This window comes from Pantoea trifolii (assembly GCF_024506435.1).
Lineage (GTDB): Bacteria > Pseudomonadota > Gammaproteobacteria > Enterobacterales > Enterobacteriaceae > Pantoea > Pantoea trifolii.
Genome location: NZ_JANIET010000001.1, coordinates 869,046 through 882,123, shown reverse-complemented (window position 1 = coordinate 882,123; position 13,078 = coordinate 869,046). Strand labels below are relative to the sequence as shown.

At 54.5% G+C, this 13,078-nt stretch carries 11 protein-coding genes; 4 read left to right on the top strand and 7 right to left on the bottom strand.

Going from position 1 to position 13,078, the window contains the following annotated elements:
* Window positions 1-21 precede the first annotated feature (21 nt).
* The 4 genes from frr to rpsB all read right to left on the bottom strand — a co-directional run bounded on the left by frr (window position 22) and on the right by rpsB (window position 3,355).
* Complete coding sequence (gene frr, locus NQH49_RS03915) at window positions 22-579, bottom strand: ribosome recycling factor (RefSeq protein WP_036649587.1); 558 nt, start codon at window positions 577-579, stop codon at window positions 22-24.
* A 142-nt stretch (window positions 580-721) separates the two neighbouring features.
* Entirely contained in the window at window positions 722-1,447 is a 726-nt protein-coding gene (gene pyrH / locus NQH49_RS03910; RefSeq protein WP_007893903.1) for a UMP kinase, read from the bottom strand.
* A 154-nt stretch (window positions 1,448-1,601) separates the two neighbouring features.
* Window positions 1,602-2,453, bottom strand: a complete 852-nt coding sequence (tsf, locus tag NQH49_RS03905) for a translation elongation factor Ts (protein ID WP_256695662.1) — start codon at window positions 2,451-2,453, stop codon at window positions 1,602-1,604.
* A gap of 182 nt (window positions 2,454-2,635) precedes the next feature.
* On the bottom strand, window positions 2,636-3,355 hold the full coding sequence (gene rpsB / locus NQH49_RS03900) for a 30S ribosomal protein S2 (RefSeq protein ID WP_007893898.1): 720 nt from the start codon (window positions 3,353-3,355) through the stop codon (window positions 2,636-2,638).
* A gap of 318 nt (window positions 3,356-3,673) precedes the next feature.
* On the opposite strand from rpsB, the gene map reads away from it, so the two are divergent.
* The 4 genes from map (at window position 3,674) to NQH49_RS03880 (ending at window position 8,885) form a co-directional block, all read left to right on the top strand.
* Complete coding sequence (map, locus tag NQH49_RS03895; protein ID WP_008108487.1) at window positions 3,674-4,468, top strand: type I methionyl aminopeptidase; 795 nt, start codon at window positions 3,674-3,676, stop codon at window positions 4,466-4,468.
* 70 nt (window positions 4,469-4,538) lie between these two features.
* A complete protein-coding gene (glnD, locus tag NQH49_RS03890; protein WP_256698371.1) occupies window positions 4,539-7,193 on the top strand; it encodes a bifunctional uridylyltransferase/uridylyl-removing protein GlnD in 2,655 nt (884 codons plus the stop codon).
* 184 nt (window positions 7,194-7,377) lie between these two features.
* Window positions 7,378-8,202 carry a 2,3,4,5-tetrahydropyridine-2,6-dicarboxylate N-succinyltransferase gene (gene dapD / locus NQH49_RS03885; protein ID WP_256695661.1) on the top strand — a complete coding sequence of 275 codons (825 nt, stop codon included), beginning with the start codon at window positions 7,378-7,380 and terminating at the stop codon, window positions 8,200-8,202.
* A gap of 293 nt (window positions 8,203-8,495) precedes the next feature.
* A complete protein-coding gene (locus tag NQH49_RS03880) occupies window positions 8,496-8,885 on the top strand; it encodes a DUF3461 family protein (protein WP_008108490.1) in 390 nt (129 codons plus the stop codon).
* 41 nt (window positions 8,886-8,926) lie between these two features.
* On the opposite strand, the gene NQH49_RS03875 is transcribed toward NQH49_RS03880, so the two are convergent.
* The 3 genes from NQH49_RS03875 to degP all read right to left on the bottom strand — a co-directional run bounded on the left by NQH49_RS03875 (window position 8,927) and on the right by degP (window position 12,945).
* On the bottom strand, window positions 8,927-10,156 hold the full coding sequence (locus NQH49_RS03875) for an alginate lyase family protein (RefSeq protein ID WP_256695659.1): 1,230 nt from the start codon (window positions 10,154-10,156) through the stop codon (window positions 8,927-8,929).
* Window positions 10,156-11,313 carry a CdaR family transcriptional regulator gene (locus tag NQH49_RS03870; RefSeq protein ID WP_061718082.1) on the bottom strand — a complete coding sequence of 386 codons (1,158 nt, stop codon included), beginning with the start codon at window positions 11,311-11,313 and terminating at the stop codon, window positions 10,156-10,158. Before NQH49_RS03870 ends, NQH49_RS03875 begins: the two co-directional genes overlap by 1 nt.
* A 183-nt stretch (window positions 11,314-11,496) precedes the next feature.
* A complete protein-coding gene (degP, locus tag NQH49_RS03865) occupies window positions 11,497-12,945 on the bottom strand; it encodes a serine endoprotease DegP (protein ID WP_256695658.1) in 1,449 nt (482 codons plus the stop codon).
* Between the last annotated feature and the right edge of the window lie 133 nt (window positions 12,946-13,078).

Genomic DNA, 13,078 nt, shown 5'->3' with positions numbered 1-13,078 from the left:
TTTGAAAAGCAGTTGATGGAATTAGAAGTCCATCAGTTCCTTTTCTTTATCGGCCAATGCCGCATCAACACTCTTGATGTGCGCATCGGTCATTTTCTGGATCTCATCCTGCGTACGACGTTCGTCGTCTTCGCTGATCTCTTTGTCTTTCAGCAGCGCTTTGATCTTGTCGTTCGCGTCACGACGGACGTTACGTACAGATACACGGCCCTGCTCAGCTTCGCCACGTACGATCTTGATCAGATCTTTACGACGCTCTTCGGTCAGCGCTGGCAGCGGTACACGAATATCGCTACCGGCTGAGCTTGGGTTCAGACCCAAATCAGACGTCATAATCGCTTTCTCAACAGCAGCGCTCAGCGAGCGATCAAATACGTTGATTTTCAACGTACGTGAATCCTCTACCGTCACGCTAGCCAACTGACGCAGCGGCGTAGGTGTACCGTAATAAGGAACCACAATGCCGTCGAGCAGTGAAGGCGAAGCACGGCCGGTGCGGATTTTGCTGATGTTGTTTTTAAATGCATCCACACATTTTTCCATGCGCGTGTCTGCATCTTTTTTAATGTCGTTAATCACGTTGAAACCCTTGAATTCGGTTGACCTGGCCATTTCCGGGCTAACCGGAAGCGGTATCGATAAACATCGATCATCCTAATTGCTGCGCGATGCCAGAGCATCGCGGCAAAAGAATATACCTTATTTTAACGTGCGTCGGGTATTAATGCGTAATCAGGGTGCCTTCTTTTTCACCCATCACGACGCGACGCAATGCGCCTGGCTTGTTCATGTTGAAGACGCGGATAGGCAGTTTATGGTCACGCGCCAGCGTAAAGGCGGCGAGATCCATCACTTTGAGCTCTTTATCCAACACTTCTGCATAGCTCAGTTGGTCATACAGCGTGGCATCCGGGTTTTTCACCGGATCTTCAGAGTAGACGCCGTCTACTTTGGTGGCTTTCAGTACCACGTCGGCTTCGATTTCGATGCCGCGCAGGCAAGCTGCAGAGTCAGTGGTAAAGAACGGGTTGCCGGTACCGGCCGCGAAGATCACGACGCGGTTATTGCGCAGCAGACTGATCGCTTCTGCCCAGCTGTAGTTATCACACACGCCGTTCAGCGGAATCGCTGACATCAGGCGCGCATTGACATACGCACGGTGCAGCGCATCACGCATTGCCAGGCCATTCATTACTGTTGCCAGCATGCCCATATGGTCGCCGACCACACGGTTCATGCCCGCCTGGGCCAGACCTGCGCCGCGGAACAGGTTACCGCCACCAATAACCACACCCACCTGAATGCCCAATTCAACCAGCTCTTTAACCTCTTGCGCCATGCGGTCAAGCACGCTCGCGTCGATGCCAAAACCTTCGGCACCTTGCAGTGCTTCGCCACTCAGTTTTAGCAGGATACGTTGATATACAGGTTTTGCGTTGGTCGCCATGGTCAGTTCTTCCTGGAAGATATGATGAAAAGGAGAAGTAAAATCTGGTCGATCATCCGTAAAGCCCGCGAGAAAAGCTATTGGGATGAGACTGAAAGTGCTGCACTAAATCGCAGACAAAAAAGAACCGCCTTGTGGCGGTTCTTTCGGACCATTAAGACTGTTTGGACATTGCAGCAACTTCTGCTGCGAAGTCAGCTTCAACTTTCTCAATGCCTTCACCCACTTCGAAGCGGATGAAGTTGATGACGTCAGCGTTTTTCTCTTTCAACGCCTGGCCAACGGTTTTGCTTGGATCGATAACGAAAGCCTGGCCGGTCAGAGAAACTTCGCCGGTGAATTTCTTCATGCGGCCTTCAACCATTTTCTCTGCGATTTCTTTTGGCTTGCCAGACTGCATGGCGATGTCCAGCTGAACCTGGTACTCTTTCTCAACCACGTCTGCAGACACGTTTTCTGGCTTAACGAATTCTGGCTTGCTTGCAGCGATGTGCATAGCAACTTGCTTGCTCAGTTCTTCGTCAGCACCGGTGGTAGAAACAACCACACCGATACGTGCGCCATGCTGATAGCTGTTCAGCTCAGCGCCTTCCAGGATAGCAACACGACGGATGTTGATGTTCTCACCGATTTTCGCAACCAGCGCTACGCGTTCTTCTTCGAACTGCGCTTTCAGAACTTCCACATCGGTAACTTTGCCAGCGACAGCTGCATCCAGAACCTTTTCAACAAACGCCAGGAAACCGCCATCTTTAGCAACGAAGTCGGTCTGGCAGTTTACTTCCAGGATCGCCGCGAAGCCGTCAGCGATTTTGGTTTTGATCACGCCATCAGCAGCAACGTTGCCTGCTTTCTTAGCGGCTTTGATTGCGCCAGATTTGCGCATGTTCTCAATCGCCAGCTCGATGTCGCCGTTCGCTTCGGTCAGCGCTTTTTTGCAGTCCATCATGCCTGCGCCAGTACGCTCACGCAGTTCTTTTACCAATGCAGCGGTAATATCAGCCATTCCAGAATCCTCGATTCGTCTCTGTGTGCTCACACACTGTCAGAAACTTGTTGCGGAAAATTTACTCTGCCCCGCTCGCTCTGCAGTGAGCGTGACAGACTTAGATAAAATAAAGGGGCCTGAACGGCCCCCTTAACAGATAACATCTGATGTCTAAGGGCTCTTAGAAAGAGCGAACCTTATTAAGCTTCAGCAGCTTCTTCAGCCTGCTCAGCCAGATCCTGTGAACGGCCTTCGCGCACGGTAGTGGCAACGGCAGTCAGGTACAGGCTTACAGCACGGATCGCATCGTCGTTACCTGGGATAACGAAGTCAACGCCGTCTGGATCAGAGTTGGTATCAACGATAGCAAATACTGGGATACCCAGGTTGTTTGCTTCTTTGATAGCGATGTGCTCGTGATCAGCGTCAACAACGAACAGTGCATCCGGCAGACCGCCCATATCTTTGATACCGCCCAGGCTGTTTTCCAGCTTGGCCAGTTCGCGAGTGCGCATCAGCGCTTCTTTCTTGGTCAGTTTGTCGAAAGTACCGTCCTGAGACTGAGACTCAAGATCTTTCAGGCGTTTGATTGACTGACGAACGGTTTTCCAGTTAGTCAGCATGCCACCCAACCAGCGGTGGTTTACGAAGAACTGGTCGCAGCTCAGAGCTGACTCTTTTACCGCTTCGGCAGCAGCGCGCTTAGTACCAACGATCAGAATCTTACCTTTACGGGAAGAGATCTTTTTCAACTCAGCCAGAGCGTCGTTGAACATTGGCACAGTCTGCTCGAGGTTGATGATGTGAACCTTGTTACGTGCGCCGAAGATGAATGGCTTCATTTTCGGGTTCCAGTAACGGGTCTGGTGACCAAAGTGAACACCAGCCTTGAGCATGTCGCGCATTGAAACAGTTGCCATGATTACCTCTAAAGTTTGATTTGGGGTTGGGCCTCCATGTATCCCATACGACCGACCTCTTTCAAGGCACCCCGGCGTATGTGTCGATACATGTGTGTTTTAGTACACATAATGAGTTTTATGCGTTTCCTGCCAGCCAAACGTCGGTGACAGAGAATCGTCGGCGCGCTTTATACCACAATGCGCAGGAATACGCCAATAGTAGTTGAGCGCCGCAGGCGCAGACAATCGCCATTTGGCAGCCCTTTTGCTGGCTGCTAACATGACTGCCACAGAACTCATTATTGTCGAAAATTTCGACGATTGCGGATTAATTTAATGGCTATTTCAATTAAAACCCCTGAAGAAATCGAAAAAATGCGCGTGGCGGGCCGTCTTGCCGCTGAAGTGCTGGAGATGATTGCACCGCACGTGGTGCCTGGCGTCACCACCGGTGAACTGGATCGTCTCTGCCACGAACACATCACGCAGAAGCAGCAGGCGATTTCTGCCTGCCTCGGCTATCACGGCTTCCCGAAATCAGTGTGTATTTCGGTGAATGAAGTGGTATGTCACGGTATTCCGAGCGACGATCGCGTGCTGAAGGATGGCGACGTGGTGAACGTCGATGTCACGGTGATCAAAGATGAGTATCACGGCGATACCTCAAAAATGTTCATCGTCGGTAAAGCGACCATTCAGGGCGAGCGCCTGTGTCGCGTTACCCAGGAAAGTCTCTATATCGCGTTACGTTTGGTGAAACCAGGTATTCGTCTGCGTGAGCTGGGCCGCGCGATTCAGCAGTATGTCGAAGCGCAAGATTTCTCCGTGGTGCGCGAATATTGCGGTCACGGCATCGGCAAAGGCTTCCACGAAGAGCCGCAGGTCCTGCATTACGACGCGGATGACAGCGGCGTGGTGTTGCAAGCGGGCATGACCTTCACCATCGAACCAATGGTCAATGCCGGTGATTACCGCATCCGCACCATGAAGGATGGCTGGACCGTGAAAACCAAAGATCGCAGCTTGTCCGCGCAGTATGAGCATACTATTGTGGTGACAGAAAACGGCTGTGAGATTCTGACGCTGCGTGAAGACGACACCATTCCAGCGGTGCTCGAAAACGTCGCGTAATCATCTCGCTGACAGTACCAGGCCGGCTTATAGCTGGCCTTTTTTATGTGCGTAATGAAGAGGCATGTTGATGAGTGGTAGCGTGACCGAAGCAGTACACAAAGGCCTGACCGATTCCCCCGCCAGCTGGCCCGATGACGCCCTGACGCGCGACAAGATCAAACAGTATCTCGAGCAATTCCAGCAGCATCTGGGTATCGCATTTGATGCGGGCACCGATATCGAATCCCTGATTGATGCGCGCACGCTGTTTATCGACCGCTTATTGCGTCGCCTGTGGCGCTTCTTTGGTTTCGACCAGATGAAGGAGATCGCGCTGGTTGCCGTTGGCGGCTATGGTCGCGGCGAACTGCATCCGCTCTCCGATATTGATGTTCTGATCCTCAGCCGCCAGCCGCTGGATGACGCGGCCGCGCAGCGCACCAGCGAGCTGTTAACGCTGATGTGGGATTTGAAGCTGGAAGTCGGTCACAGCGTACGTACGCTGGAAGAGTGCCTGCTGGAAGGCTTATCCGATCTTACGGTCGCCACCAACCTGATCGAATCGCGCATGCTCACCGGCGATGTAGCGCTGTTTCTCGAACTGCAAAAGAACATCTTCAGCGATGGCTTCTGGCCGTCGTCACGCTTCTTCGCCGCCAAAATTGAAGAGCAGCAGGAGCGCCACCAGCGTTATCACGGCACCAGTTATAACCTCGAACCGGATATCAAAAGCAGCCCCGGCGGCCTGCGCGACATTCACACGCTGCAATGGGTGGCGCGCCGTCACTTTGGCGCCACCACCATGGATGAAATGGTCGGATTCGGCTTTATTACCGAAGCGGAACGCAATGAAATCAATGAGTGTCAGGAATTTTTGTGGCGCATTCGTTTTGCGCTGCACTTAACGCTGACGCGTTATGACAACCGCCTGCTGTTCGATCGCCAGCTGACCGTCGCTCAGCGCCTCAACTATCTGGGCGAAGTCAACGAGCCGGTTGAGCGCATGATGAAGGACTTCTACCGCGTCACGCGCCGCATCGGCGAACTCAATCAGATGCTGCTGCAGCTGTTCGATGAAGCGATTCTGGCGCTGTCGACCACCGAAAAGCCGCGCAACATTGATGACGACTTCCAGATTCGCGGTGACCTGATCGACCTGCGCGATCTCACGCTGTTTGAACGTGAGCCGCAAGCCATCCTGCGGATGTTCTACGTGATGGTGCGTAACGAAAACATCAAAGGCATCTACTCCACCACGCTGCGGCAGCTGCGCTATGCGCGTCGCCATCTTAAACAGCCGCTGTGCCAGATTCCTGAAGCGCGTGAAACCTTTATGGCGATTCTGCGCCATCCGGGTGCGGTAAAGCGCGCGCTGGTGCCGATGCATCGTCACAGCGTGTTGTGGGCGTATACGCCGCTGTGGGGCAACATCGTCGGCCAGATGCAGTTCGATCTGTTCCACGCTTACACGGTGGATGAGCACACCATTCGCGTGCTGCAAAAGCTGGAAAGTTTTGCCGACGAAGCCACGCGCCCGATGCATCCGCTGTGCGTTGAACTCTGGCCGCGCCTGCCGCAACCGGAACTGTTGCTGATGGCCGCGCTGCTGCACGATATCGCCAAAGGCCGCAACGGCGATCACTCGATTCTCGGCGCGCAGGATGCGCTCGACTTCGCCGAATTACATGGCCTCAACTCCCGCGAAACCCAGCTGGTTGCCTGGCTGGTTCGCCATCATTTATTGATGTCAGTCACTGCGCAGCGCCGCGACATTCAGGATCCGACTGTCATTCAGCAGTTCGCCGAAGTGATGCAGAACGAAAACCGTCTGCGCTATCTGGCGTGCCTGACGGTTTCCGATATCTGCGCCACCAATGAAAGCTTGTGGAATAGCTGGAAGCAGAGCCTGTTGCGCGAGCTGTTCTTCGCCACCGAAAAACAGCTGCGCCGCGGCATGGAAAACAGCCCGGATCTGCGCGAACGCGTACGTCATCATCGCTTGCAAGCACTGGCGCTGCTGCGCATGGAAAACCTCGACGAAGAGCGTTTGCACCATATCTGGAGCCGTTGCCGCGCCGACTATTTCCTGCGCCACACGCCGAATCAGCTCGCCTGGCATGCGCGCCATTTGATTCACCACGATCTCAACAAACCGCTGGTGCTGGTCAGCCCGCAGGCCACACGCGGCGGTACCGAGATCTTTATCTGGAGCCCGGATCGTCCGCACCTGTTTGCCGCGGTGGCCGGCGAGTTGGATCGCCGCAATCTCAGCGTGCATGATGCGCAGATCTTTACCAGCCGCGATGGCATGGCAATGGACACCTTTATTGTGCTGGAGCCAGATGGCAGCCCGCTGGCCGCCGATCGCCATCCGCTGATCATTCAGGCGCTGGAACAAGCCATCACGCAAAACGAATGGGTGCCGCCGCGCACGCGCCGTCAGTCCGCGCGCCTCAAGCATTTCAGTGTCGATACCGAAGTCAATTTCCTGCCGACGCACACCGACCGCCGCAGCTATCTGGAATTGGTCGCGCTCGATCAGCCCGGCTTGCTGGCGCGCGTGGGTGAAGTGTTTGCCGATTTGGGCGTGTCGCTGCATGGCGCACGCATCAGTACGATTGGTGAACGGGTGGAAGATCTTTTCATCCTCGCCGATAGTGAGCGGCGTGCGCTTGGGGTGGAAATGCGCAATGTGTTGCAACAGAGGTTGACAGAGGCCCTTAATCCAAACGATAAACTGTGATCTACCCGTCATCATTCAAACCGCAGGGGCGTTGGCTTTCCTCGCTCGACCTGGTCACATACTGATGTATGCTCCCAGGCTCTCGCTGCGTCGCCGCCTTCCTGCAGCTTGAATGATTTAGGGTAGACATATTAATCATGTCCGAATTTACGGACATCCGTTATGACAGAATCAGGAAATAAATATGCAACAGTTACAGAGCGTTATCGAATCTGCCTTTGAGCGCCGCGCCGACATCACGCCATCTGGCGTAGACAGCGCGACCCGCGATGCTATCACCCAGGTTATCGGCCTGCTGGATAGCGGTGAACTGCGCGTGTCTGAAAAGATCAACGGTGAGTGGGTAACGCATCAGTGGCTGAAGAAAGCGGTGCTGTTGTCATTCCGCATCAACGACAACCAGGTCATGGAAGGTTCTGAAACCCGCTTCTACGACAAAGTGCCAATGAAGTTTGCGGGCTGGGATGAAGCACGTTTCAAAAACGCTGGTTTCCGCGTAGTGCCACCGGCTGCTGTGCGTCAGGGCGCATTCATCGCGCGTAACACCGTGCTGATGCCTTCTTACGTCAACATCGGCGCTTACGTTGATGAAGGCACCATGGTTGATACCTGGGCGACCGTAGGTTCTTGCGCGCAGATCGGTAAAAACGTCCACCTGTCAGGCGGCGTGGGCATCGGTGGCGTGCTGGAGCCGCTGCAGGCCAATCCAACCATCATCGAAGATAACTGCTTCATCGGCGCGCGCTCAGAAATCGTTGAAGGCGTGATTGTTGAAGAAGGTTCAGTGATCTCAATGGGCGTTTACATCGGCCAGAGCACCAAAATCTTTGACCGCGAAACCGGCGAAGTGCATTACGGCCGCGTACCGGCGGGTTCGGTAGTGGTTTCAGGCAACCTGCCATCAAAAGACGGTAGCTACAGCCTGTATTGCGCGGTGATCGTGAAGAAAGTTGACGCTAAAACCCTTAGCAAAACAGGCATTAACGAATTGCTGCGCAGCATCGACTAAGCTTTTCCTGCCTGTAAATCTTCCCGACGGGCCTGGCTACAGGCCCGTAATTATTTGTTTACACTCCAGCCTGAATTACCTGTTTCGCGCCGCGAATTAACACGTGCGTTTATTTTTCAAACAGTTCATAATCCGCGCCAAGTTAACTCCGGTCGCGCACTTTTCATCCCGGTTTTTGTGTCTACAGTTGATTAAGTATGCCGTAAGCGTTCCGGTTGCCGCGTTTCTGCTGCATCCCGAATGATGATGATAGTCCTGCGCGCTCACCCACTCTTAGATGGAATATAAACGCTATGTACGACAACCTGAAAAGCTTAGGTATCAGCTCTCCTGAAGACATCGACCGTTACAGCCTGCGTCAGGAAGCTAACAACGATATTCTTAAAATCTACTTCCGCAAAGACAAAGGTGAATTCTTCGCGAAAAGCGTGAAATTCAAATACCCACGTCAGCGCAAAACCGTCGTCGCCGATCACACCAGCCAGGGTTACAAAGAAGTGCAGGAAATCAGCCCGAACCTGCGTTACGTGATCGATGAGCTGGACCAGATTTGCCAGCGCGACCAGGTTGAAGTGGATCTGAAGCGTAAAATTCTGGCGGATCTGCGCCATCTGGAAAGCGTGGTTTCTAACAAGATCGCCGAGATCGAATCAGACCTCGATCAGCTGACCCGCAATAAATAATGGTTCGCATTTGAAAAAAGGCCAGCGAATGCTGGCCTTTTTTATGGCTGCTGATAAGGCAGCGAAAGCAGCCAGGTATCGCGCTGTGCCTGCATCACCGCCCCGCTGTTTTGATCTTTCCAATGCGTCTGCCTGATCCACTGCTGATAACGCGGCTGCTGCAAACTGTTGTCGGCCATTGAAAGCAAGGGAATGATGCGTTGGCTCACCCGATCGCGGTTTTTCCACGGCCAGACTTTACTGGCATCGCTGTACGGCGCCATCATGTCCAGCGCATCCAGCAACGAACCGCTTTGCTGTTGCCTGCTATGCCACAAATCACCCAATCCTGCTTTACCGGCCAAGTGCGCCAATGCCGTCAGCGCCTGCAGATTGAAGTAGCTGTAATGGAAGGAGCGTGTGCGCGCTAACTCTGCTGGCTGGCTGCCATCGGCACGGATTTGCAGCGCAATTTTACTGCGCGCCAATTCCACCATCGCTTTAACCGTCTCACGATCGCCCAGATACCACGCAATTCCCGCCACCTGCGTGCAGTACCAACTGCCATGATTATTCGCCGCCGCCGCTTCTTGCAGCGCTAACGGATTGTGCCGCAGCCAGTGCAGATACTCGCTAAACCATAACTGCATCGCCTGCTGATCGGCTGGCTGCCAACCCGGCGCATTACGCAGCAAAGTTAGCGCATCCACCACGCGCGTGGCAAAGTAGCGTCCATCCAGCACGCCATCATGGCGACCTGCGGATCGGCCCGGAATACCCTGCGCAAAGTTTAGATTCGGATGCATGCGGCTGGTGGGATCGATAAACCAGTGGCGCATCATCGCCAGCGCTTTATCGGCATAACGTTGATCGCCAGAGAAATACCATGCCAGCGTCAGTGCTTGAAAATCAGCGGTAAAGCGCGCCAGCCGCACGCCATCACTTTGATCATTCTTACTGGCGGGATTCACTACACCGTCGCGACGCTGCCACGGCAAGCCGTCGGCGCTGCTGGCATCCGGCCACCAATAGGCGCTCAGGCTTAAATAATCCTGCTTCGAGCCGCTCGGTGGCAGCATTCCTTTGTCAGTGACACTGGGATTGGGGTGCTTCAGCGCGTTATCCGCCTGCTGCTTTAACTGATGCCAGGCATCGAGCGTGGGCGGCGCAGTTTGATGTTGTGCCAACTGCTGCTTAACCCGCTGAAGATCGTTTATAGAGAGGAAAGCCGGATCGCTAGCCACACCTAGCGCGCTATACAGCCACAACAGCGTAATCCACAGGTTCCTCATTAGCTTTGCTCATCCAGTTGGAGCGCCACATACAGCAGCAAACGATCGTCAAAGTTGCCCAAATCGAGCCCGGTAAGCTCGGAAATACGATTGAGGCGATACTCCAGCGTGTTGCGGTGAATAAACAGCGCGCGCGCCGTAGCGCTCGGTTGTACGTTATGACTGAACCACGCCACCAACGTGCGTCGCAGCAAGCCATTGTTATCCATACTTTTCAGCTTCGCCAGCGGGCGCGCCAGTTCGTTGGCCTGCCAGCCGCCGCGTAAACTGTCGAGCAGCACCGGCAGCACCAGATCCTGATAAAAATAGCTGCGCTGTTCCGGCATGCGCTGTTTGCCCACCATCATGGTGGTGCGCGCGGTACGGTACGAACGTGCGATGCTGCCGGGACCGGTAAAGTAGTTGCCGAGCGCGATACGCATCCGCACCTGTCCGCTCTCTTTCATGCGTTGCAGCAGTTGATCCACGCGGCGGCGATGATCGTCCTGATCGTAGCGGCCATGCGCATTCAGTGCCGGTTTCAGCACCACCATTTCGGTGAGTGAAACAATCGCAATCAGGTTGTCACGCTCCGGCGTGGTCAGCAGCGTTTGCAACTGCTGCAGCTCGGACATGGCACTATCAACGCCAAGCTGGCCGCTGTCCACTTCCACCACCGCTACCACGCGCGGTTGATTGAGATCGATGCCGAGCCGCTGCGCCCATTCGCTCAGCGCTGGCGATAAAGTTTCACTGCGCACCAGATTCAGCACCAGCTCTTCACGCAAGCGGCTGTCCTGCGCCAGCATATGCAGCAAACGCGCCTGCTCCAGCATCATTTCAGCGGTCATACACACCAGCTCGCCATAGTGACGCAGCGTTGCTGGCTGGCCGGTCAAACCGATCACGCCGACGATGTCGCCATCAATACGCAGCGGCAAATTGATGCCGGGACGTACGCCGTGCAGATGTTTTGCCACCGCTTCGTCGATGTCCACCACGCGGCCTTGTGACAGCACCAGCAGCGCGCCTTCGTGCAATTCGCCAATGCGTTCACGATCGCCACTGCCGATGATGCGACCACGCGCATCCATCACGTTGACATTGCTATCAATAATTTGCATGGTACGGGCAACAATATCCTGAGCCAGTCGCGCATCGAGATGATAGGTGGCCATCAAACACTCCGGAGATAAGGACGAACAGACAGAATACGCATCCGTTACGGCGCTGACATTGTGCAACTGCACATAGCCGTGGGGATTATGCGGGATTTGCGGTAAGCGTCACATTCAGTACCGGACATTTGCACAGACACAAAAAAGGCGAGCCGAGGCTCGCCTGTTTCAACAACCTGAAACTTACTGCATCAGCAGATAAAGGCTGCTGTCACCGCGCTGTACGTTCAGTGCCAGCACCGAAGGTTTAGTATCAAGCACTTTACGCAGCTCGCCAAGGTTAGCCACGGCTTGCTGGTTCACGCCCAGAATCACGTCACCTTTCTTCAGACCGATACGCGCCGCTGCGCTGCCCGGCTTCACGCTATCGACACGCACGCCTTTCTGGCCATTTGTATCGATATTGCTGAGATCGGCACCTTCAATGCCGGTGTAAATAGTGGCGGACTGCACTTTATCCTGCGAGCTCTGTTGCAGTTCAACCGTGACATTCACCGGTTTACCTTCGCGCAGCAGACCCAGCTGCAGCTTGGTGCCGACCGGCAGCGAGCCGACTTCCGCACGCAGCGCCGCGAAGCTGGTTAGCGCTTTACCGTTCATTGAAACCACCACGTCGCCGGCTTTCACGCCGGCTTTCGCCGCAGCGGAGTTCGGCAGCACCTGGCTAACAAAGGCGCCGCGCTGCGCATCGACTTTCATCGCTTTCGCCAGCTCGGAGTTCAGCTCGGTGCCCATAATGCCCAGCTCGCCGCGTTTCACCTGGCCGTATTCAACCATCTGCGCGGTCAGGTTTTTCACCATTGAACTTGGGATCGCAAAGCCGATACCGATGTTACCGCCGTCCGGTGCCAGAATCGCGGTGTTAATCCCGATCAGCTCACCGTTAAGGTTAACCAGCGCGCCGCCGGAGTTACCCCGGTTGATCGCCGCATCGGTCTGGATGAAGTTTTCATAGTTTTCAACGTTTAGACCGCTACGGCCCAGCGCTGAAACAATCCCCGAGGTCACGGTTTCGCCGAGGCCATACGGGTTACCGATCGCCACGGTGTAATCACCGACGCGCAGGTTGTCAGAATCGGCAATTTTGATTGCGGTGAGGTTTTTCGCATCCTGCAGCTGAATCAGCGCGATATCTGACTGCGGATCTTTACCGATCACTTTGGCGTCGTAACGACGGCCATCGCTGAGCTGAACCTGAATTTTGGTAGCGTTATCCACCACGTGGTTGTTGGTCACCACATAGCCTTTATCCGCGTTAATCACCACGCCGGAACCGAGCGCACGGAACTGCTGTTTCTGCGCGTTAGCACCGCCATCCCCGCCGCCGCCGCCGCCGCCCGCGCCATTTTGGCACATTGGCGAACTCTGGAACGGTGAACCGTCCTGACAGAACGGAGAATTATCACCAAAGAACTGCTGGAACTGCTGTGGCATGCGCGGTGTTTTAACCGTCGTCGTGCCTTCCACGCTGATACTCACCACGGACGGCATCACTTTTTCCAGCATCGGTGCCAGGCTTGGCAACTGCTGGCTGGAAGAAGAAGCGGTCTCTGCGGCAAATACACTCACAGGGCTCAACGCCGTCGCGCCGAAACTCAGCGCCAACGCCAGCATAATTGTGTTTTTTTTCATTTATCTGTGTCTCTCTAAGAATTACGGCCAGACCATTGCTGTGGTCGTGATGGTGAGATTAAGTTTTTAGCGCGAAGTTCCTAATAAAGTTTTAGGCAAAGGTAAAAAATTGTTCTTCGTCTTTACAATTCTG